The 21,832-nt window shown below is 40.6% G+C and carries 17 protein-coding genes and 2 tRNA genes; 8 read left to right on the top strand and 11 right to left on the bottom strand.

Going from position 1 to position 21,832, the window contains the following annotated elements; genetic code table 11:
* Nucleotides 1–2: 2 nt before the first annotated feature.
* From DXB58_RS20770 to DXB58_RS20740, 7 genes are all read right to left on the bottom strand, one after another.
* Entirely contained in the window at nt 3–1,286 is a 1,284-nt protein-coding gene (locus DXB58_RS20770; RefSeq protein WP_122138132.1) for a PcfJ domain-containing protein, read from the bottom strand.
* Complete coding sequence (locus DXB58_RS20765) at nt 1,283–1,684, bottom strand: PcfK-like family protein (protein ID WP_122138131.1); 402 nt, start codon at nt 1,682–1,684, stop codon at nt 1,283–1,285. Before DXB58_RS20765 ends, DXB58_RS20770 begins: the two co-directional genes overlap by 4 nt.
* 4 nt (nt 1,685–1,688) lie before the next feature.
* Nucleotides 1,689–2,804: a DNA polymerase III subunit beta gene (gene dnaN, locus DXB58_RS20760; protein ID WP_122138130.1), complete on the bottom strand. Its 1,116-nt coding sequence runs from the start codon at nt 2,802–2,804 to the stop codon at nt 1,689–1,691.
* 164 nt (nt 2,805–2,968) lie between these two features.
* Nucleotides 2,969–4,225 (bottom strand): phage integrase SAM-like domain-containing protein, encoded by a 1,257-nt coding sequence (locus DXB58_RS20755; protein ID WP_049702804.1) that lies wholly within the window; start codon nt 4,223–4,225, stop codon nt 2,969–2,971.
* 252 nt (nt 4,226–4,477) lie between these two features.
* A tRNA-Pro gene (locus tag DXB58_RS20750) sits at nt 4,478–4,552 on the bottom strand.
* 35 nt (nt 4,553–4,587) lie between these two features.
* Nucleotides 4,588–4,662 (bottom strand) — tRNA-Pro (locus DXB58_RS20745).
* A 113-nt stretch (nt 4,663–4,775) separates the two neighbouring features.
* Nucleotides 4,776–5,525: a bifunctional 2-polyprenyl-6-hydroxyphenol methylase/3-demethylubiquinol 3-O-methyltransferase UbiG gene (locus DXB58_RS20740; RefSeq protein WP_122138129.1), complete on the bottom strand. Its 750-nt coding sequence runs from the start codon at nt 5,523–5,525 to the stop codon at nt 4,776–4,778.
* Between the two features lie 150 nt (nt 5,526–5,675).
* Here DXB58_RS20740 and DXB58_RS20735 point away from each other — a divergent pair, with 150 nt between their 5' ends.
* Nucleotides 5,676–5,870, top strand: a complete 195-nt coding sequence (locus tag DXB58_RS20735; protein WP_074638884.1) for a hypothetical protein — start codon at nt 5,676–5,678, stop codon at nt 5,868–5,870.
* A gap of 63 nt (nt 5,871–5,933) precedes the next feature.
* Here the strand turns inward: DXB58_RS20735 and DXB58_RS20730 are convergent, their stop codons facing one another.
* Together DXB58_RS20730 and DXB58_RS20725 are read right to left on the bottom strand one after the other, a co-directional pair.
* Nucleotides 5,934–7,205 (bottom strand): PAS domain-containing sensor histidine kinase, encoded by a 1,272-nt coding sequence (locus DXB58_RS20730; RefSeq protein ID WP_122138128.1) that lies wholly within the window; start codon nt 7,203–7,205, stop codon nt 5,934–5,936.
* Nucleotides 7,202–8,578, bottom strand: a complete 1,377-nt coding sequence (locus tag DXB58_RS20725) for a sigma-54 dependent transcriptional regulator (protein WP_122138127.1) — start codon at nt 8,576–8,578, stop codon at nt 7,202–7,204. Before DXB58_RS20725 ends, DXB58_RS20730 begins: the two co-directional genes overlap by 4 nt.
* 191 nt (nt 8,579–8,769) lie before the next feature.
* On the opposite strand from DXB58_RS20725, the gene DXB58_RS20720 reads away from it, so the two are divergent.
* The 7 genes from DXB58_RS20720 (at nt 8,770) to DXB58_RS20690 (ending at nt 19,528) form a co-directional block, all read left to right on the top strand.
* On the top strand, nt 8,770–10,242 hold the full coding sequence (locus DXB58_RS20720) for a TolC family protein (protein WP_122138126.1): 1,473 nt from the start codon (nt 8,770–8,772) through the stop codon (nt 10,240–10,242).
* Between the two features lie 116 nt (nt 10,243–10,358).
* Nucleotides 10,359–11,609: an efflux RND transporter periplasmic adaptor subunit gene (locus DXB58_RS20715; protein WP_122138125.1), complete on the top strand. Its 1,251-nt coding sequence runs from the start codon at nt 10,359–10,361 to the stop codon at nt 11,607–11,609.
* Nucleotides 11,610–11,621: 12 nt separating this feature from the next.
* Nucleotides 11,622–13,916 carry an ABC transporter permease gene (locus DXB58_RS20710; protein ID WP_122138124.1) on the top strand — a complete coding sequence of 765 codons (2,295 nt, stop codon included), beginning with the start codon at nt 11,622–11,624 and terminating at the stop codon, nt 13,914–13,916.
* 20 nt (nt 13,917–13,936) lie between these two features.
* Nucleotides 13,937–14,062 carry a hypothetical protein gene (locus DXB58_RS28380; RefSeq protein WP_255421184.1) on the top strand — a complete coding sequence of 42 codons (126 nt, stop codon included), beginning with the start codon at nt 13,937–13,939 and terminating at the stop codon, nt 14,060–14,062.
* Nucleotides 14,063–14,078: 16 nt separating this feature from the next.
* The gene (locus DXB58_RS20700) at nt 14,079–16,475 is read left to right on the top strand and encodes an ABC transporter permease (protein WP_122138123.1); all 2,397 of its coding nucleotides are present in this window, start codon (nt 14,079–14,081) and stop codon (nt 16,473–16,475) included.
* A gap of 27 nt (nt 16,476–16,502) precedes the next feature.
* The gene (locus DXB58_RS20695) at nt 16,503–17,177 is read left to right on the top strand and encodes an ABC transporter ATP-binding protein (protein WP_122138122.1); all 675 of its coding nucleotides are present in this window, start codon (nt 16,503–16,505) and stop codon (nt 17,175–17,177) included.
* A 29-nt stretch (nt 17,178–17,206) separates the two neighbouring features.
* Nucleotides 17,207–19,528, top strand: a complete 2,322-nt coding sequence (locus DXB58_RS20690) for an ABC transporter permease (protein WP_122138121.1) — start codon at nt 17,207–17,209, stop codon at nt 19,526–19,528.
* A gap of 299 nt (nt 19,529–19,827) precedes the next feature.
* Here DXB58_RS20690 and DXB58_RS20680 read toward each other — a convergent pair whose 3' ends face one another.
* Nucleotides 19,828–20,403: a DNA-3-methyladenine glycosylase I gene (locus tag DXB58_RS20680; protein ID WP_122138138.1), complete on the bottom strand. Its 576-nt coding sequence runs from the start codon at nt 20,401–20,403 to the stop codon at nt 19,828–19,830.
* Between the two features lie 89 nt (nt 20,404–20,492).
* Nucleotides 20,493–21,677 carry an aminotransferase class I/II-fold pyridoxal phosphate-dependent enzyme gene (locus DXB58_RS20675; RefSeq protein ID WP_122138120.1) on the bottom strand — a complete coding sequence of 395 codons (1,185 nt, stop codon included), beginning with the start codon at nt 21,675–21,677 and terminating at the stop codon, nt 20,493–20,495.
* Nucleotides 21,678–21,832 lie beyond the last annotated feature (155 nt).

The following is a 21,832-nucleotide window of genomic DNA, read 5'->3' as shown; positions in this document are numbered from 1 at the left end:
TTTTATGCCGTCAGCTTTTGACGTATTAAGTTCATATTCTTTGTTACGAGCCCGATAATGCGTTCATGATACTCGGTGTTTTGGTTACAGACACCACGAGATTGAACAATACTTAACGTCTTCAAATTGACCTCGACTGTTTCAACATGTTTCTTGCCTATTCGGGCAGAAAGAATGAGTGAATCCTTTTCTTTATAATATTTATTTGTAAAGACGCAATGGTGCATGATTTCACCTTCTTGTTGAAACTCTTCAATACTTTTGAGCGGTACTACGACTATTTTACCATCAGACATTTTTAGGTCAAAGAACTTCGATTTTTCTTTGATATAATTCTCTGCATCCTTCTTGAGTTTAAGCAATTGTTGCATTTCTTTAGCCTTGCGTTCTTTTTCATCATCACGTTTCTTTCTCGCCACATACAAGTCATGAGCTTTTTTTAGATTCTTAGGACAAACGTAATGAGCGTTATGCAGATCTTTATGATAATGATCTAGTAGTTTCAGATAATCAAACCACATCGAAACATCTTTAATCCGATATTTATTACGAAGACAAATTTTTATAGACGGCCAATACATATCAATCTTGTAACGGTGTCCCTCGTAATAATCTATTAATTCATAACGTCTTGCCTTTAGAAGTGTTTCAGCCTTGGGAGAATGGGGAATTGTATTGGTGGCAGTAAGAAATGACATACCGCGTAATTTACAATCTATACCCATTCGAATATACTTAGGTCTAAAGACAGAGGCCGGATGATAGCGTTCGCAATAAATATCATTGCTATAGTTGTAATAATATGATCCAACAACTTTATTCCGTATCTCCAGATCTCCGTACCAACCACTGAATCCCGTATTATTGGCACGAGCTATTACTTCCCGGTTACCGTCGTCTTTTATCCAATGTTGTAGTATCTCACGAATATAATAACGAGGCTTTGTTTCTGCTCGGTAATAAGCAATCAATTCAAAACTTCGGATAACTTGGAATTCCTCACAAATTTCTGCCTTGCCAATAAACATTGTCTGTTTATTGATACGCTTCCTCGACTGTTCTATTTTCAAAGACGTATCACAATGAGGACAAACAGCACGTTTACGTTTTACAAGTTCCGGAGCGAAGCGTTGGCCGCACTCCATACAGATAATACGTGACTTGGTTGCATATCCTATATGTTTCAAACACTCATTCTTAGCCCAGTCAATCATCAAACTCTCAATATTAGGTAGCTGGCTACTTAAATTAACAACTCTAAGCTGTAACTTTGTTCTTGGTCTCATAAGTCTTCAAATAATAAAAATTGTCCGGAAGGTATTTCCTTTTTCTTTCCTTTACGTTTATTATTAGCAATCTGCTCCGGTTTGGTCTTCTCAATAGATGGTATAAGTTCCTTTTTCTTTTCTGGTCGATTAGAAACAACTGCTTTTGTTGCAGGCTGCTTACTAACTTTGATATCATCTTCATCATAGTAATGAACTGCCAATCCGAATACTTCATCGTCAGACATACATACAACACTACCACCACGTTTTTTGGCTTCTCCTATGATATAGTCGTAACATTCATCTATATTCTTGTTTGGCTTTGCGTAGGAAGTGGCAAAGAGGGGATCACTCTTTGCTCTCTCTTCCAAATACGATTGAATAACCTGTTTAGCTGATTGGTATTCTTTTCCCATAGTATCAATAGTTAATAGATAAAGGCATTAATAAATAAGTCAAGCTACGAACTTCTTCATCGCAGCGAGTAAGAATTGAGGCTTTTGACGGGTCACTCATAGTAATAGCAATATCCTCGGAGGGAATATTGTTTATCATTTCGATTAAAAAGCTGCTCTTAAAGCCAATTTCAATATTACAACCCGTTCGTAGAGCAACAGTTTCTTCAGCTGATTTACAGAAGTCTAAATTATGGGCTGTAATTTTAAGGGAATCAGGACAAAACTTGAGTATCACCAGAGAAGAGTTTTCATCACAGAAAACAGATACGCGTTTTAAGGCTGATACAATATCGGTTCTTTTCAATACTGCACGGTTGGGTTGCTTTTGAGGGATAACAGCACGATAATTAGGGAACCGGCCTTCAATCATGCGGCAGATTAAACGGTATGAATCAAACTCAAATAAAATATTAGTCTGATTTACTGATATTTCTACTTCCATGCAATCTTCCGGAACAATATTAGAAAGGACTTTGGCAAATTTACTTGGAAGAATGAAGGCTGCCCGTTCCTTGCGCGTATAAGCAGAAGGATTCTCAATCATCGCAAGTCGGGTACCGTCTGTTGCAACAAATGAGATAGTATCTAAATCTATATCAAAATAGACTCCATTCAGTACTGGACGTAATTCGTCATTGGCACTGCAAAACAATACTTGCCTTATTCCATATAATAAGTCATTTCCTGATACAAGTAATGGGGTAGCAGTATTATCTGTACTCATTGTCGGGTATTGATCTCCTTTTTCAACAGGTATAGAAAACTTTCCATTAGCATATTTGACTACCAATTCTTTTTCGTAGAGATGAATAGTTAATGGCTGCTCCGGGATTTCTTTTAATCCATCAAGTAATGTTTTGGCATTAGCCATAAAAGAACGATCAGTAAAGTCTGTTTTACCGTCAATATTGGTAGAGATACGCCCGCCTTCTTCTCCTGCTGTAACTAGGATGATACCAAATTCATCGACGACAAACAAAAAGTTGTCATAGGCCGGTATTGAATTTTTGGGCTGTATGATTCGCCCGATTGATTTAAGCTTATCTAATAAAGCTGTTTTTGAAACTGTAATTTCCATGCGTCATTGTTTTGTGGCGCATAGCGTAAAAATGAGATGAGTTTCAGTAATATGAACTATTGAAGCATATATATGCAATAAAAGCCGGATAAAATCATTGTTTTATCCAGCTCAACACCATTTCGGTTGCAAATATATATAGAGTTTTTGTTTTTGCAAACGTTTCAGGTCTTTTTTTCTTCTTTTTTTTGCAATAAGTCCAAAACAGCACGATTTGCTTTATCACAAATACTATAATCTATATCAATGTAGATATCGGCCATTTTATAATCGTTATTCACATGACCAAGGCAGAAATCAATATCAGCTTTAGGAACTCCAGCCTTGTTGCGCGCCAAACTGGCCCAGCTGTGGCGCGCCCAGTTCGTGGTGATCTTGAAATCGAGTTCTAAGTTCATGCAAATGTCTTTCAGCCCATTATTGACTGCCCGCATAAAATTATTCAAGTTACAATAGTTGGTATGAAAGTAGGAGAGGAAATAACCCTCTGTGTATTTATCAAGGAGGATGCGGAGTTCCGGTTCTATTTTTATCGAAAGCGGTATTTGCTCATGATTGTTCCGCGTTTTTGTTTTGGAACGTGTGTATTCCAGCCTTCCGCGACGTTCACATGACATGCTATATAAATCATTGATATTGATTCCCATCATATAGAACATCATCATAAAAACATCACGAGCCATATTAGTACATTTCTTATCAGACTGAAAATCTCGGATTTTTAATAAGGTGTTGGTATCTATATTCTTTCGTTTTCTCCGATACTCCGGGATTTCAACTTTCTTGAATGGGTCGCCAGGAATCCTTATAATATCAAAGTCTTCGTTATTATAATAGAGTTTTGCCTTGTTATACAATGCTCTTATTCCCCTAAGATAATGGCTTACCGTGCCTGGTTCTAAAGGTGTGCCGGCAGGTCCGGAGTGATATAAGTCTTTGATCATCTTATTCAGCATGAATGAAGTGATAAGTTTTATATCTATCTTTTTTCTTTTCATGTACCAACATAGGGTATCGATAGAAGATCTGTACCATTCGGCAGTTTTTCTCTTTTCCGTTTGAATTACTATATTTTGAGTAAACTCTACAAAATCTATAAACTCGGCATCAGGAACTAATGATTTTTCTATTTCTTCTTTTAAGTCCTTACATGACATAAATTGGGTTCTTTCTTGTCCTAGCTTCAAATACTCTCTCCTGATCTTTTGGATATACGCATTTATTTCGTACTCTATCATTTCACTGTTAGGTACGTTGGGTAGGATCCGGCCGGAGTCGTCCATGTTTTCTGGGCGGATATAGTAGCTGGTTGCTATATACTGGGATTCTCTATTATGATAGATTCTGATTTTTATATTTGATGTTCCATCTTGTTTTATATGTCTTCCTGTTTGGAAAACGATTGCTTTAAATGTTGCCATACTGTTTTAATGTTTTTTAAATGTTTAAAATTGCATTAAACAGCTTGAATCGGGGTAAATTGGCGGGAAATTGCTTTATTTTCCACTAAATAGGTGCAAATAGAAAAACTTGTTCAAAGATAGTTCAAAGAATTATCCCTTTTATTTGCCCCAAAATAGGGTATAATTGGGTCTATTTTGCACAAACAAAAAAAGCCGATACAAACTGTATCAGCTCAACACCATTCAATTTTTCTTGACTTGAATTTTTCGTCGGGGTAGCGGGATTCGAACCCACGACCCCCTGCTCCCAAAGCAGGTGCGCTAACCGGACTGCGCTACACCCCGAAAAACTTTGAACTTAATAACCCTCTTTTTTGTAGTCGGGGTAGCGGGATTCGAACCCACGACCCCCTGCTCCCAAAGCAGGTGCGCTAACCGGACTGCGCTACACCCCGAAAACTTTGGGGTTATTATTTCCAAAAGCGGTGCAAAGATAGGGAGTATTTTTTAATTAACAATAGCTAAGCGAATGTTTTTTATTTATTATTTTTCAATACCTTGAATCTCATTACTTTGCGGCCTCACTTTTTTTCTTGGCAGAGATCAGAAGCATCATGGGACGCCGTAGTTCATCTTTCATTCCCGGAATAGTATCCAACAACTTTTCGTCGGGTTGTGGCTCTATCAGTTCGCATATCTCAAATCCGGTTTGAAGGAGGCCATTTATATAGGTAGTCAATGTTTTGTGGTATTTGACCACTTCTTCGCCCAGAAAGACTGCCGTGCGTTTACCTTCTGTAAAATAACGATCTACCGGCCAATGGATAGGATTCCCCTCTTGGTCGTAATACCAATCCTGGTCGCCGTAAGCTGTAAATATCGGATGCTCTACGGAAAAGACAAAAGCACCTCCCGGAGTTAAGCAATGATTAATTTTCCGGCATATATCTATAAAAGATTCGAGGTAATGGAAAGTTAATGAGCTGATAACCATATCATAAGAATCCGGCTGAAAATCAAAGTCCTCGATAGCCATACATTGATATTCAATGAGTGGAGAAGAGTTTCTTTTCCGGGCTTCTTCAAGCATTTTTTCGGAAATATCAATTCCGGTAACACGTGTTGCTCCATGTTCTATTGCATAAATGCAATGCCATCCGAATCCGCAACCTAAGTCCAACACCCTTTTCCCTGCAAAATCGGGGAGCATTTTCTGTAATACGTGCCATTCTCCAGCACCTTTCAAACCATCCACCGAACGGGACATTTGCGAGTATTGGCTAAAGAAGCGATTGTTATCGTATTTGTTTTCTTTCATAATCTATAAAGAGGATAAAGTGGAATGAAAGCACAAATATAGGATTTAGTTTGTATATGATGGAAAAGATATACATAAATAATCTGTGGGTATGAACCATCTTTCGCTGTTTTCTGTTCTCTAAATAAGAAATTAAAAATGAAAAGCCTTATGAAAACAAAAAAACAAAACGAAGCAAGTGAAAAAGAAGTGCACTTGTTAGAGCAAAAAGGATATGAAAGAATGGTGAATGAGATTGTCCCCGTACAACAGGCGGAAGCATATCGCAAGCCGAGTAACAAAGCAGTCAAAGAGGCTGTCAAGGAACTGAATCCCGATACGAATAGTCTGGGTAGCAGAGGATAATTCCTCTTCTGCTACCCAGATTATTACATCACTCCCAAAGGTTCAGGAGGCTTTCAGTGATTCTCATTTAGGGAAAGTAAGAATAAAACAACTTCCTTTCCCTGATTCCGATTTTACGTTGATACTTCCGTCATGCAAAGTCATGATCTGTTTGCACAGGCTCAATCCGATGCCCGAACCGGATGTTTTGGTAGTAAAGAAAGGGACGAAAATCTTATCCAGAACATCTGGCAAAATTCCCTCACCATTATCAGATATTGTGAATGTTGGGTTGCCTTTAGAAAAGAACTTTATCTCAATGTTTTTATCTGTTCTCCGCTCGCACGTTTCGCGGGCGTTTTTTAACAAGTTGATAAGCACTTGCTCTATCTGTGCCCGGTCTGCGTATAAATATAAATCGGATGCGGGCATTTCGAAATGAATATACTCTTCCGGGAATAATTTCTTTAAGTCCATAAACAATTCTGCAACAGATACTTTAGTGCGGACAGGCATCGGAATTCGTGTCAGTCGCCGGTAATTCTCCACAAATCCCAGTAATCCCTTACTTCTTCTGTGAATAGTCTGCATAGCTTGCAACATAACAGAATACTCCTTTTCTCCGAGTGATTCGGGGATTCCCCTTTCACTTAACGTTTCCGAAAGAGAAATAATAGGAGTGATGGAGTTCATGATTTCGTGCGTCAATACACGAATCAGCTTTTGCCAGGCCTCCATTTCATTACGTTCCAGTACAGAATGAATATTCTTCAGACTGATTAACCGCTGCTTCTTCCCCTGTGTGGCAAATGTGGTGCAGGAAATAGCCATTTCCAGAACGATACCATTCTGCTCGATGCGGATCATGGACATATCATTGCTGATAGAAGCCTCCTGAAGAACGTCCGGCAGTTGTGATATTTGCCCCAGATGGGCCACTGCAGCCTGATTCATCCATTCGATGTGCCCGGAAGCATCGGTTACGAGTACGGCAGTATCCACCTTATTTAATAAATTCTCGTAATACTGATGCTTGACTTCCTCTGCCAATAACTTTCCCCGAAAGTCCTTTAACGCATTAGAAAGCTCCTGCGCCCACTCATCCATCATCTTATTTTTGAAAGGCGGATGAAGATTCTGCGTCATATCGTTGTAGCGAAGTCCATCCGTCAATCGTCGTAACAAGGCGATTTGCTTGAACTGTATTCGGTAGAGATGTATACCGGTACCTATCAAAAAGAGAATGCAGACGGTAGTGCTGAACCATAACTGCCTTTGATACAGCAGACAACTGCCGATAGAAAGCAGAAAAATAACTAAGATGTGCAACGCTACTTTAAACTCAAATCGTTTCATAAGCCTAATTTTTCAAGTTTGCGATACAATGCAAAACGGGTAATCCCTAAATATTCGGCGGCACGGGAGATGTTTCCGTCGCTGATCCGGAGCGCTTTCTCAATGGCCTGCCGTTCCAGTTGTTCGAGATTCAGTACCATTTCTTCGTCCTTTTTCTGTTTAGGTGTCGCATGAAAAAGGAAGTTTTCAGGTTTTAGCATGGAGCCGTCTCCCAAGATTACGGCACGTTCTATCGTATGTTGAAGTTCCCTCACATTTCCGGGCCATGCATATTTCAGCAGTTTGTTTTTGGCTTCCCGTGTCAGTCCGTGCATTTCCTTTTTATATTTGCGGGCATAACGATCTAAAAAGTGTTCGGCAAGCAAGATGATGTCATTGCCCCGTTCCCGGAGTGGAGGTATATGTATTTCAATCGTGTTGATACGATATAATAAGTCCTGACGGAAATTCCCGTCTTCCACCATCTGCCGGATATCGGCATTGGTGGCACAGATTAAACGGACGTCGATGGGAACAGTCTGCGTACTTCCCAAACGACTGATTTGCCTTTTTTCGATGGCAGTCAGTAATTTAGACTGCATAGGAAGTGAAAGATTACCGATTTCATCGAGAAATAAAGTCCCGTTGGTCGCCACCTCCATTCGTCCCGCTTTTGACTTCTTGGCATCGGTGAAAGCGCCTTTTTCGAAACCAAACAGCTCACTTTCAAATAATTGTTCGGGGATACTTCCCAGATCAATCGTGACAAAAGGTTTGCCGTATCGGGGAGAACAACGATATAACAGGCGGGCAATCACATCCTTTCCCGTACCGTTTTCTCCGAGAATTAGTATATTGGCATCCGTATTACTTAATTTATTGATCGTGGCAAACACTTCCTGCATGGCCGATGACTCACCAATAATATCATTCTCTGAAGCATTTTGACCGCTAAGAACTTCCACCTGCTCTTTCAGAATACTGACTTCCTGCTGTGATTGCCGCAGTCGCATCCCCGAAGTAAGCGTAGCCAGCAATTTATCCTTTTCCCACGGCTTGGGAATAAAATCAGTAGCACCGGCTTTGATGGCCCGCACGGCCTTGTCCGTATCTGCATAAGCAGTCATGAAAATAACAATAGCCTGTGGATCCATCTGCAATATCTGTTTCAGACTTTCAAATCCTTCCTGTCCACTGATGGCATCCCGGCTGAAATTCATATCCAATAAGATAAGATCAGGATGAAAGGTAGTCATGAAATGCTCGATCCGGTCGGGGGTAGTGGCTACTTTTATCTTCTCCGTATACGGTTCCAGTAGCAGATTGAGGGCAAAGAGCACGTCCTCGTTATCATCTACAATGAGTATCTTTCCTAATTTGTTGACTTCTTCCATATCTTATAATCTATTAGATTCCGGGAGCAAAGATATAGATAAATCTCATGTGTTGTGTGTGCGATTGCGCACTATTTTTGTGCGTATATGCACACTGAATTAGTAAAAGAAATATTTGTATATTATTGAATAATAGCTGTTTATCTAAATGGCACATCTTTTGAATGATAAATAACAAATAAAACCAACGAATGAACCTGAAATTAATCTTCATATATCTCGGACTCTTGTCGACAGAACTGTTGATAGCTCAAGATCAAACCACAGAGCTATCATTGAAGCAAGTCATAGAGATTGCCCGTATGGAATCTCCCGACGCGCAGACAGCACGCCACAGTTTCCGTTCTGCCTATTGGAATTATAAATATTATCGTGCCAACTATCTGCCATCTTTAAGCCTGACCTCCGATCCGAACCTGAACCGTGCCATTAATAAGATAACGATGGGAGACGGTTCGGTAAAGTTTGTCGAGCAAAACTTATTGAATACGGATTTAACCCTGAATCTTTCACAAAACTTATCCTGGACCGGTGGCTCATTCTTTCTCGAAACTTCCGCTCAACGCATGGATCTGTTCAGCGAACATCAATACTCGTGGCAGACTTCTCCCATTATGATAGGCTATCGCCAGTCTCTTTTTGGTTACAACAGTCTGAAATGGGATAGACGGATAGAACCCGTGCGCTATCAGGAAGCAAAGAAAAGCTACGTAGAGACACTCGAACTCGTATCAGCCAATGCGATTAATAAGTTCTTTGCCTTGGCCACCGCCCAGAGCGATTACGATATTGCTTCTTTTAATTACGCCAATGCCGATACCCTTTACCGCTATGCGCAAGGCCGCTATAACATAGGTACCATCACGGAAAATGAAATGCTCCAACTGGAACTCAACCGCCTGACAGAAGAGACAAACCGCATGAATGCCCGTATCGAAATGGATAATTGTATGCAGGAGCTCCGTTCTTATCTCGGCATTCACGAAGACCGGGAACTGCGTGTCCTTGTCAGTCCCCAAGTCCCGGATTTCAGTGTGAACCTGAATGAAGCATTGGCTCTGGCTTACGAAAACAGCCCGGACATACAGACGATGGAAAGGCGGAAATTGGAAAGTGAGAGCGCAGTAGCGAAAGCCCGCGCCAATGCCGGCCTGAAAGCAGATATCTATCTTCGTTTCGGATTGACGCAGACTGCCGACAAACTGCCCGACGCTTACCGGAATTTATTGGACCAGCAATATGTAAGCATCGGCATTTCTCTTCCTATCCTGGATTGGGGACGTGGAAAAGGACAGGTGCGAGTAGCCCGTTCCAATCGTGATCTGGTGTACACACAAGTCGAACAGAGCCGGACAGACTTTGAGCTGAACGTCCGCAAACTCGTCAAACAATTCAATCTGCAAACGCAACGTGTCCGCATCGCTGCCCGCACGGATGAAACGGCCCAACGAAGAAGTGAAGTAGCCCGCAAACTCTATCTATTAGGCAAATCTACCATTCTTGACCTGAATGCCTCCATTTCAGAGAAAGACAGTGCCCGTCGTAACTATATTTCGGCTTTATACAATTATTGGAGCCTGTATTATACACTCCGTAGCATGACACTATTCGATTTTGAGCGGAATGCAATGCTGACAGAAGATTACCATCTTCTTATCGAATAGAGAATGGAGAATAGAGAGTAGTGAATAGGAATAGGGAATAATGAAAAGTGAGTGGATAATAAAGAACAGTGATTAAACCGTCACCAGTAGAAACTTGTAAAACACCAGATAACCTCATGGATATAAAAATAGAAAAGAAACCGTGGTACATTCGTTACAGATACTATCTGATAGGAGGGCTTTTGTTTGCCGCCTTTCTGATTTATGTAATCACTTTGTCCTTAGGCCCCAGAAAACTACGGATAGATGCCGAAAATATACAGATCGCAGAAGTGAAAGAATCCAATTTCATGGAATATGTAGACGTAGAAGGGCTCATTCAGCCTATACTGACCATCAAGATCAATACCCGCGAAGCAGGAAGCGTGGAAAGAATAGTCGGTGAAGAGGGAAGTTTGCTTCAACAGGGAGACACCATTCTTGTACTTTCCAATCCCGATTTGCTCCGCAATATTGAAGACCAGCGCGATGAATGGGAAAAGCAAATGATTACCTATCAGGAGCAGGAGATTGAAATGGAACAAAAAAGTCTGAACCTGAAACAGCAAGCCCTGACCAATAACTACGAACTCGAACGCCTGAAAAAAAGCATCGCCCTCGACCGCGAAGAATTTCAAATGGGTGTGAAGAGTAAAGCCCAACTGCAAGTAGCAGAAGATGAATATAGCTACAAACAGAAAAACGCAGCTCTGCAACAAGAGAGCCTCCGACATGATTCCGCCGTCACGATGATACGTAAAGAGCTGATCCGTAACGACTGCGAGCGGGAACGGAAAAAGTACGAACGTACTCGCGAACGACTGAATAGTCTCGTAGTCACAGCTCCCCTGAAAGGCCAGCTTAGTTTCGTCAAGGTCACTCCGGGACAGCAGGTTTCTTCCGGCGAAAGCATTGCCGAAATAAAAGTGCTCGACCAATACAAAATCCATACTTCACTTAGCGAATACTACATCGACCGGATTACCACCGGACTGCCCGCTACTGTGAACTATCAGGGAAACAAATATCCGTTGAAAATAACGAAAGTAGTTCCCGAAGTGAAAGACCGTATGTTCGATGTCGATCTTGTCTTTACAGGAGATATGCCCGATAATGTAAGAGTTGGCAAGAGCTTCCGCATACAGATTGAATTGGGACAGCCGGAGCAGGCACTCATTATTCCGCGAGGCAACTTCTACCAGTCCACAGGCGGACAATGGATTTACAAAGTAAATGCATCAAAGACAAAAGCCGTCCGCGTGCCATTGAACATTGGTCGCCAGAATCCGCAGCAATACGAAATAGTAGAAGGTTTACAGCCGGGAGATTGGGTAATTATCACCGGATATGATACCTTTGGCGATGCGGAAGAATTAATCTTAAAATAAGCACATATAATTATGACTTTACACTATTTAAAAATAGCATTACGGAACCTCCTGAAGTATAGATTACAGAATTTTATATCAGTTCTTTGTCTGGCAGTAGGTATTGTATGTTTCAGTATGGTTAGTTATTTTATAAATCAACAGTCTGATGATCCGGATAAACACTTGCCGCATTACGAGCAGATGGCAGAATTGATATTACAGGATGAAAATGGGGGTCGTTGTGAAATAACAGAAGAGGAAGCAAGGCAAATTAAAAGCCGTGTATTATCGGGGATGGATTTAATGGCTTTCTTTCATGGATTATTCGAAACGGAGATTACTTTCCTAGACCAACAATATAATAAAAAAATTATTAAGGGATATGGTGGTAAAGTAGATAATCACATTATGCAGTATAAAGGATTACGTTCGATTTATACATCACATATTCCCTCATTTTTGGCAGAAAAAGAAGTAATCCTTACCGAATCATTTGCTCGAAAAGTGTATGGAGATAAGAATCCTATTGGCTGTAAACTGATGTTGCCTTTGTTTGGAAAAGAGTATTATACGATTCGAGATGTAATTTATGATTCTCATGTAAAGATAGGAAAACCTATACAACTGTTTGTTTACGAAGAAGAGAGTGCTTCCTCTATGGGATGCTATATATTGTTGGCCAAGGGGAAAACGGTAAAAGAAGTGGAGGAATTGCTAAATTCCGTCCCCATATATACCAAAGAAAGAGCACCTTTACATTTTTCTGTAGATAGATATGTAGAGCGGAAAATACACCCCGGAGCAGTTATCGCATACACTTTTATATTATTGATAGGCGCGTTGGTTTTAATAGCCGGAGTTATCAATTTTCTTAAGTTTACCATTCAATTGTTTTATAACAGAATGCGTGAACTGGGGCTTCGGAAATGTTTAGGATCTTCACATTGGGGATTATACCAGTTGTTGTTTTATGAAATTGCCATAATGCTTCTAGTCGCATTCATATTTTCAGTCGCCATTACAGAGTGGGTTGTTCCTTATATTTATTCTTCAATATCTCAAGAATATCTTTCTAATTTTATAATAGAGATGCATGAATTGATTTTTATGCAATTAGCGATAACAATTTTGGTTTTTATCATTTGCTGTATCATAGCCGGATGTGTCGTGTTGCGTATTCGATATACTCATATCCGGCAAAATATTGTGGGAGATATGGGCCGAAAGAAACATGTGTTTCGCAATCTAATGTTAGGTGTGCAGTTGGTTATTTGTATATATTTTGTAGGTGTGTCATTAGGCATATTCAGCTTATTGGATATGGTAGAAAGTATGGTTTATTGTCCTCTTTCAATGGATGAATATAAAAATCGTATTGAAGTAGATGCCAGCAGTTCTCCCTATATTTATCAACATTGGGCTGCAATACGGTCGGATATAGAACAATTGCCGGAAGTTGTTTCGACCACGTGCATGACTTCGATAGGGTATATCAAATATCAAAAGAAAGACGGTGTAAAACTTAGAGGAATGTGTGTTAATGCCGATTCCTGTTATTTGTCTTTTTATCATATTCCAATGAGAGGAGAAAAAGTAAAGTTGGATGAGGAAAATCTAGTATATATCAGTGAAGGTTTAGAGAAAATCCTGCAAAAAGATTCTGTACAAGGTATGGTTACGCTAAGTGATAAGATTTATCGGATTGCGGGCGTTTATAAAGCACTACCCGGTGAAACCATTGCAGGAGAGAGGGGAACTTTCTTTTCCGTTTATTTCCCCAATAGAATTTTTAATAGGTATTGTATAGAAGTGACTCCCGGGACATCTTCAAAGGTAATGCAGGAAATAAATGCAATTTGTAGCCGACACATGCCTGAATTGTTGGAAATATCAGTTGATACCATGTATAAAACTCAAAGAGAACCTTTTGGAATATGGGATATGGTACGTAATTTAATTCTTTTGCTATCAGTTATTAGTCTTTTAATTACAATATTAAGCATATACGCTGCAATCTCTCTGGATACACAAGGGAGACAGAAAGAAGTCGCTATTCGGAAAATAAATGGGGCAACTCCCAAGATAATTGCGATACTGTTTGGTAAATTGTATATCATTTTGTTGATTGTGAGCTTTACAATTGCGATGCCTCTGGTTTATTTGACATTGTCGCTCGTTGTAGGTGAGCTTTCAATAGAAAGCAATATTGTAGGAATAGGCTTTCAGTTATTTGGAATAATAGTAACATTGGTGCTAGTCACAGTTGGTAATAAACTTTATGAAATAATAAAGTTGAATCCTGCAGAAGTAATCAAAAACGAATAAAAATATAAAACCATACAGTTATGATTAAGACTATTAACTTTCCGATCGTCATGGTGATTCACTCACAAGATAATGCCAGTTACGCCAGCCGTATTATGAACTTGTTTGACAGACATGTGGTGATTGAAGTAAGTGAGCAAGTATAAGTTATTTAAAGGCATCATGATAAAACACTATTTCAAAATAGCATTTAGAAACTTGTGGAAGTACAAGGTGCAGAATCTAATCTCCATCATCGGGTTAGCAGTAGGACTACTGTGTTTCAGTGTGTGTATGTATTGCAGCCGTTTTGTAGAATCCACCAATCATTGTTTCGACCATTATTCCCGCATAGCCGAACTAAATCTTTATAATGAACAGACCGGCGACTATTTTTCCGGCACACAAGTAGCCCTATCCGAAGAACTCCGTACTTGGGCTATGGGTGAAGTGAAAGCTATTTCCTGCATGGCCTATCCCCGTGAACGCTCCTTTCAGGTTGAACTGTCTCCGGATAAATCATTGCCATACGATCTTGAAATCATTGAAGTAGACACCCTATACAATAAAGTCTTTACTCCGCAAATGGTAGTCGGCAGCTGGCAGCCAGCCAGCCGGATGCCTAATACTATTATTATAAGCCAGTCCACTGCCATAAAAATATTCGGTCAGGTGGAAACTGCCATTGGCAAACACCTGACTTTGACAAGACGACTTCACACTTCTCCGGACAGTACCCCGAAGACAGGAGGCATTGTGTATACAGTGCAAGCAGTGATGGAAGATCTTCCGCTGAACAATGATTTCAACTTTATGTGTCATACCGATGCATTGGTTATCAACGACAGTGAGGGACTTTTTCAGAGTCCGAAACGTCGTGATATGACGGGAGCCCGGACATACGTTTTGTTATCTCCGCAGATCGGTATTACCGGCTTGGAAAAACAATTCTCCAAGCGCGACTATACTTATACCCTCTATAACCAGGCTTATACCGTTGTTGCCCGCTATATAGGAGATCGATCGCAGGAGAAAGGCGCTTATATTCTGGGATGGGTCACCGGAATTGTTGGCACATTGATATTACTGGTCGGATTGATAAACTTCTTCCATTTTCTCATCGGCTCTTTCCTGAATCGCACTAAGGAATACGCCATAATGAAAATGCTTGGTTCTGACTGGAAGCGGCTGTTCTGCCTGTTATTAACACAATCACTGATTATCGTATTTGCATCCTCATTTCTGGTGATATGGAGCATGGAACTAATTGGCAATAGAATGGACTTCTCCCTATCAGGCATCACAATGACTTTCTCTCCTGAAACACTTCTAAAGCATATTCTGCAATACATTGTTCTTCTTGTATTGCTTTGCGTGGCAGTCTGCCTGCTGGTATCCGTCCGTATTCGCAGATTTTCTATACAAACAGGTATCTATGGAGGCCAAAAGCGTCGTGGTAAACAATGGGGACGTAACTTTATGCTCGGTGTCCAGTTCTTTATTTGCTGGGTATTCGTAGCACTGACCGTCAGCTTGTTCCTGCAATCGGAAAAGATGATTGAAACCTTGTTCCATACACTAAACCAGAAAGATAAAGAAGCAATTCTAAGTATCCCGCTGGATTATTCATTTCTGGAAAACAAAGAAAAACGGGAAATGGTGGAACGCTTCAAACAACATGCCGGTGTAAAAGACATTTTGCTGTCCGACATATCTTATACTCACGGAGTATCCGGCAACTTACTCATGACAGAGAAAGGAAATGATAACTTATGGATTGATATCAATGTAATGTGTGTACCATTGAATTTCTTCACCTTTATGAACATTCCGATAACAGAGGGCAGAACGATCCGGACGAAAAGTGATCTCGTAATGGATGAAGTCTGGCAGAAGAAACAAAAGAAAGATATCATCGGAATGAATTTTTACGACCAAGTCACTGATTTCACCGTTTGTGGAGTATGCGCTCCCTTTCAGACAGATGTACATAATCATAGTGGCGGATTTGCTTTCACACTCTATGATTCTTCCCAATACGTAGGACACTGCTACGTGAAATGCTATCCCGAACAACAAAAAGAAGTCGTGAAATGGATTGAAACCATCCGTCGTGAAGTGCTGCCGGAGAATATTCCTTCCCAGGTACGTACCTTCCAAGATGATTTGTACGAAGTGCAGGCAATGGAATATATTCTGAAAGACATCATCTCATTTTTTGCAATCGTAAGCATCCTCATTACCCTGTTGGGAGTGTATTCCAGCATTACGCTTGATACAGAACGCCGCCAGAAAGAGGTTGCCATTCGCAAAGTGAACGGAGCTGGAATACGTTCCATCATCTGGTTGTTTGCCCGTTTGTACCTGACCTTGTTGGTGGCGACCGCCGCCATCACTTTTCCACTCATTCACATGGTGCTGCAACTGTGGAAACAAATGTACACCGTATTCTTTCATGATGGACTATTATATTGGGGAAGCATATTTGGTGGAATCACCCTATTGACAGCTATCACCATTATCTTTAAAATTCTAAAGATAGCACGTCTCAATCCCGCAGAAGTAATCAAAAACGAATAAAAATAATAAATCTAAAACCATACAGTTATGATTAAGACCATTAACTTACAGAAGATTTTCAAAACGGAAGAAGTGGAAACCTGGGCGTTGAACAACGTCAACATCGAAGTGAAACAAGGCGAATTTGTAGCCATTATGGGCCCCTCCGGCTGTGGCAAGTCAACGCTGCTCAACATTCTGGGTCTGCTCGATAACCCGACAGGAGGGGAGTACTACCTGAATGGAACGGAAGTCTCCCGCTATACCGAATCACAACGCACCAGCCTTCGTAAAGGCGTGATCGGCTTCGTGTTTCAGAGCTTTAACCTGATAGACGAGTTGAACGTATACGAAAACATCGAACTGCCTTTACTCTATATGGGAATCTCCGCTTCCGAACGGAAAAAGAGGGTAGAGACAGCCATGGAACGAATGTCCATTACCCACCGTAGCAAACACTTTCCGCAACAACTCTCCGGTGGTCAGCAGCAACGCGTTGCCATTGCCCGTGCCGTCGTGGCCAACCCCAAACTGATTCTGGCCGATGAGCCTACCGGTAACCTGGACTCTAAGAACGGTAAAGAAGTGATGGGACTATTGAGCGAACTGAATAAAGAAGGAACCACCATTGTCATGGTGACCCACTCGCAACACGATGCCGGTTATGCCGACCGTGTTATCAACCTGTTTGACGGACAGGTGGTGACCGAAGTCAGTATGTAAACATGAGCCATCAATAAAGAGAATATATCATGATAAAACACTATCTGAAAGTAGCCTTTCGTAATCTGATGAAATACAAGATACAAAGCCTTGTCAGCATCATCGGACTGGCGGTTGGCTTTACCTGTTTCGCGCTATCTGTATTATGGATACGTTATGAAATGACGTATGACAACTTCCATGAAGGTGCCGAGCGCATTTATCTGGCGGGTAGCAGTTTTCGCCTTTATGGAGACGGATTTACCTACAACTCGTCTAGCTTTTTAGCTGATTATTTAACAAAAAACTGTCCGGAGATTGAGAAAGTGTGTCGCATCTTTTATGATTGGAATGAACAAGCAATAAAATATGAAAATATCAAATTTTCAATGCGGCAGATGGAAGTTGATTCTAGTTTCGCTTCAATGTTTCATATCGAAGTATTGGATGGGGATAACCATTTACAATTAAAGAAGGATGAAATAGCTATAACTGAAGATGCGGCAAAGCGAATTTTTGGTAGAGAATCTCCAATGGGTAAACGCTTGATTTTAGAAGGAAGTAATGAAGAAAAGACAGTTGCTGCGATTGTAAAGTCATGGGAGGGGCATTCTTTGTTTGCTTTTGATATATTATTGCCTTTTAGTGACCCCGCTCCTCATTGGGGATCGCAACGATGTCAGACTATTTTTCGTGTTTATCCCAATTGCGATATAAAAGCGTTGGAACAAAAATTGTCAAAATATGACGTGCAACAGGATGGCTACAAATACGCAAATTCTACACCTATTGCTCTGCTGCCAACATTGCGAAGTACTCATCCCCGAGAAGATGTGAATGTGAAGTTGAACCATGTTCGTCTTTTTGCGTATATCAGTGCTTTAGTTATCATTTGTGGGATATGCAATTATTTAACAATGCTTGTGACTCGTATTCGAATGCGTAGACGTGAGTTGGCGTTGCGGAAAGTCAATGGAGCATCAAATAAAGGATTATTGTCCTTACTTCTTACAGAGCTTATATTATTACTGATTATATCTCTAGGGGTAGGTTTAATGATAATGGAACTCATCTTGCCCACTTTCAAACATTTATCCCAAATTGATGAGAGTATTTCCTTTTTCTATATCGAAGTATTGGTTTATATATTATCATTGATTGTGATAACAGTTGGTTTTGCATCTCTGCTTATACGATATATTAGTAAACGAACCTTGCTGAATAATATCAGCAAAAAATCTAATCTTCATCTTTCCAGCTGGTTTTATAAGAGTAGCATTTTATTCCAGCTGTTTATCAGTATAACCTTTGTTTTTTGTACTCTGGTGATGATGAAGCAGCTTAACTTCTTATTGAATACCAAAGAACTTGGAATAGAACGACATAATGTGGGGGCAGTTGTTTATTGCTCTGAAAATGTCCCTTTTAAAGAAATCTTGAAACAGATGCCCGATGTTACAAAGTGCTTGAGTGGATTTCATACACCTATTCCCAAAATGTATTTTTCAACATTCAGGATAAAGGAGTGGGAGGGAAAGACTACTGGTAGTGAGCAATATATAGATATGGAAGATGAGACGATCAATCAAGAATATGCCGATTTCTTTGGAGTTGAGGTGCTGGATGGAAGCATGCTGGATGAAAAGGATGGAAAAAATATGGTTATTATAAATGAGGCTGCTGTGAAAGCTTTCGGGTGGGCACAACCTGTTGGAAAGAAAATTGATAAATTAGGACGGCACTATATAGTGAAAGGGGTTATTAAGAATATTTCATATAATGCCCCAATACACCCGGTAGCCCCTGCTATGTTTTTTTTGCCGGATAGTATAAGCAGAGGAGGCCTTATTTTCAAGGTGAAAGAGGGAACTTGGAACTTTGTTTCTGAAAAGATAAAAGCGGAAGTAAATAAAGTTAATTCAAATGCAGAGTTGATGTTATCTAATATGGAAGAGGTTTATGACACTTATATGAAATCAGAGAGAACATTGTGCCAATTATTGAGCATAGTCTCCTTTATATGTATAGCGATTGCCGTGTTCGGCATATTCTCATTGGTGACACTGTCGTGCGAACAGCGCCGGAAAGAAATTGCCATCCGCAAGGTGAACGGTGCGAATGTGAGAGTGATCCTGAACCTGTTCTTTAAAGAGTACTTGATTCTGCTTGCTGTCGCCTCCATTCTGGCCTTTCCGCTGGGGTATCTTCTGATGAGACGCTGGCTTGAAGAGTATGTGAAACAGACTCCGATAGAAGGATGGCTCTATGCAGTCATATTCATAGGAATGGGACTTGTCATTTTCCTAAGCATCATCTGGCGCGTATGGAAAGCTGCCCGACAGAATCCAGCGGAAGTTATCAAGAGCGAATAAAATAAATGTGTGAAATATGAAAACTCAATTATCTATTATCAGAACGTTGTTCCGCTTCAAGACTTACACGATAATCAATATCGTAAGGCTTGCAGTGAGCGTAGCGGCAACGATAATAATAGTGCGCTATATCCATCAGGAATTAACGGTCGACCATTTCTGCAAAGATTTAGATCGCCTGTATTTACTCACCGTTCAGTGAAGTGATGGCGGTATTACAATCATGGACAATGCCGATAGGAATGCCCACCGGAACCCGAAAAGTCCCGGTGGGCTTTTTATAGCATGAAGTTATATTATTATTTGTTTTTTCGGCAAATACAGTCTGCCAGATGGTCGTTAATAAACCCTGCAGCCTGTAAGTGAGCATAACAAATCGTAGCTCCAAAGAATTTAAATCCTCGTTTCTTCATATCCTTGCTCATGGCATCAGATTCGGGAGATGATACAGGAATCTCACTCAATGACTGAAAGGCATTGATGATCGGTTTACTATCGGGAAAGAACGACAGCGTATAGTCGTAAAAACTACCGAACTCCTTTTGTATGGCGAGGAACTGTCTTGCATTTGTTATTGTTGCTTTGATTTTCAGACGGTTTTTCACAATGCCATCAAATTGCATCAATCGTTCAATATCTTCATCGTTCATTTGTGCCACCCGTTCAGGGTTGAAATCGCAAAAGGCTTTGCGATATCCCTCACGCTTTTTAAGGATGGTTATCCAACTCAATCCTGCTTGAGCACTTTCCAACACAAGAAACTCGAACAGCATCTTGTCGTTGGTCACTAACTTTCCCCACTCCTGATCGTGGTATTTCACATACAGTTCGTCAGTTCCGCACCAACCGCAGCGTCCGTTTACTATATCTTGCATAATCACACATATTGTTATAGGGGTAAAGATAATAAAAAAAGTCTGATACATTACTGTACCAGACTTTTTAGATGATTTATATAATCGGATTATAAAATATCCAATGTTTTAAATGCCTTAACCAGCTTTTCTACAGCGCGGTCAATTTGATCTTTTGTATGAGTAGCCATCAATGCCACACGTACCAAAGTGTCTTGCGGTGCACATGCCGGAGGAATAACCGGATTGATAAATACACCCTCATCGAAAGCCAATTTAGTGACCATGAATGTTTTTTCCGTGTCACGTACATAAAGAGGGATGATAGGTGATTCTGTTGCACCGATTTCAAAACCAGCTTCACGGAAACGCTTCAATGCATAGTTGGTAGCTTCCCACAGCGCTTCAAGTCTTTCCGGTTCATCCTGGATGATGTGGAGAGCTTCAAGAGCAGATGCAGTAGCAGCCGGAGTGTTGGACGCACTAAATATATAAGTACGTGCGTTGTGGCGTAACCAGTTGATGATAGAAGAATCAGCAGCAATGAATCCACCGATAGAAGCCAGTGATTTGCTGAAAGTACCCATAATCAAGTCAACTTCGTGAGTCAGGCCGAAATGGTCGCAAACACCACGTCCTTGTTTTCCAAATACACCCAAGCCATGAGCTTCGTCTACCATGATAGTAGCGTTGTATTTATGTTTCAAGCGTACGATTTCGGGCAAGTTTGCCAGGTCGCCTTCCATAGAGAACACACCGTCTACTATGATGAGCTTCACTGAATCCGGGTTGCACTTTTGAAGTTGCTTTTCCAGATCCGCCATATCGTTATGCTTATATTTCAGTTGTTGAGAGAAGGAGAGGCGACGGCCATCTACGATAGATGCGTGGTCGCGGTCGTCGCAGATGATATAATCATTGCGATCTGTCAAAGCAGGAATAACTCCCGAATTCACCGTAAAACCGGTTGAGAAGCAGAGTGCTTCATCTTTGCCTACAAAGGCAGCCAGTTCTTTTTCCAACTGAACGTGCAGGTCAAGTGTACCATTCAAGAAGCGCGAGCCTGCGCATCCGGAACCATATTTATGCATGGCTTTAATACCTGCTTCAATCACTCTTTCATCTCCCGTAAGGCCAGTGTATGCATTGGAACCGAACATCAACACTTCGTGTCCGCCCATTTCTACCTCTGTACCCTGCTTTCCTTCTATCTCACGGAAATATGGGTAAACGCCCTGTGCCATAAACTTTTGTGGCAGGTCGTACTTAGCTAACTTCTCTTGTAATAATCCCATGAATTATAATTTATTATACTCATACTCAGATCGTTCGCTGACGATCTTACATCCTTTTATCTTAACAAGTGTTTAAAAACAGGGGGCAAAGATAACAAAATTTGCTTTTATCTGTTCTTTTTAAGAGAAAAAAGTTGCCCTCATGTGATTAGAAA

The organism is Bacteroides sp. OM05-10AA (assembly GCF_003439055.1).
Taxonomy (GTDB): domain Bacteria; phylum Bacteroidota; class Bacteroidia; order Bacteroidales; family Bacteroidaceae; genus Bacteroides; species Bacteroides intestinigallinarum.
This window is presented reverse-complemented; position numbering and strand designations above follow the sequence as displayed.

Excerpts from the sequence above, each read along its gene's own strand:
- DXB58_RS20725 (WP_122138127.1), bottom strand. The coding sequence starts at position 8,578 with ATGGAAGAAGTCAACAAATTAGGAAAGATACTCATTGTAGATGATAAC.
- DXB58_RS20710 (WP_122138124.1), top strand. The coding sequence starts at position 11,622 with ATGACTTTACACTATTTAAAAATAGCATTACGGAACCTCCTGAAGTAT.
- DXB58_RS20740 (WP_122138129.1), bottom strand. The coding sequence starts at position 5,525 with ATGAAAGAAAACAAATACGATAACAATCGCTTCTTTAGCCAATACTCG.
- DXB58_RS28380 (WP_255421184.1), top strand. The coding sequence starts at position 13,937 with ATGATTAAGACTATTAACTTTCCGATCGTCATGGTGATTCACTCACAA.
- DXB58_RS20735 (WP_074638884.1), top strand. The coding sequence starts at position 5,676 with ATGAAAACAAAAAAACAAAACGAAGCAAGTGAAAAAGAAGTGCACTTG.
- DXB58_RS20675 (WP_122138120.1), bottom strand. The coding sequence starts at position 21,677 with ATGGGATTATTACAAGAGAAGTTAGCTAAGTACGACCTGCCACAAAAG.
- DXB58_RS20730 (WP_122138128.1), bottom strand. The coding sequence starts at position 7,205 with ATGAAACGATTTGAGTTTAAAGTAGCGTTGCACATCTTAGTTATTTTT.
- DXB58_RS20690 (WP_122138121.1), top strand. The coding sequence starts at position 17,207 with ATGATAAAACACTATCTGAAAGTAGCCTTTCGTAATCTGATGAAATAC.
- DXB58_RS20715 (WP_122138125.1), top strand. The coding sequence starts at position 10,359 with ATGGATATAAAAATAGAAAAGAAACCGTGGTACATTCGTTACAGATAC.
- DXB58_RS20720 (WP_122138126.1), top strand. The coding sequence starts at position 8,770 with ATGAACCTGAAATTAATCTTCATATATCTCGGACTCTTGTCGACAGAA.
- DXB58_RS20695 (WP_122138122.1), top strand. The coding sequence starts at position 16,503 with ATGATTAAGACCATTAACTTACAGAAGATTTTCAAAACGGAAGAAGTG.
- DXB58_RS20700 (WP_122138123.1), top strand. The coding sequence starts at position 14,079 with ATGATAAAACACTATTTCAAAATAGCATTTAGAAACTTGTGGAAGTAC.
- dnaN (WP_122138130.1), bottom strand. The coding sequence starts at position 2,804 with ATGGAAATTACAGTTTCAAAAACAGCTTTATTAGATAAGCTTAAATCA.
- DXB58_RS20680 (WP_122138138.1), bottom strand. The coding sequence starts at position 20,403 with ATGCAAGATATAGTAAACGGACGCTGCGGTTGGTGCGGAACTGACGAA.
- DXB58_RS20755 (WP_049702804.1), bottom strand. The coding sequence starts at position 4,225 with ATGGCAACATTTAAAGCAATCGTTTTCCAAACAGGAAGACATATAAAA.
- DXB58_RS20765 (WP_122138131.1), bottom strand. The coding sequence starts at position 1,684 with ATGGGAAAAGAATACCAATCAGCTAAACAGGTTATTCAATCGTATTTG.
- DXB58_RS20770 (WP_122138132.1), bottom strand. The coding sequence starts at position 1,286 with ATGAGACCAAGAACAAAGTTACAGCTTAGAGTTGTTAATTTAAGTAGC.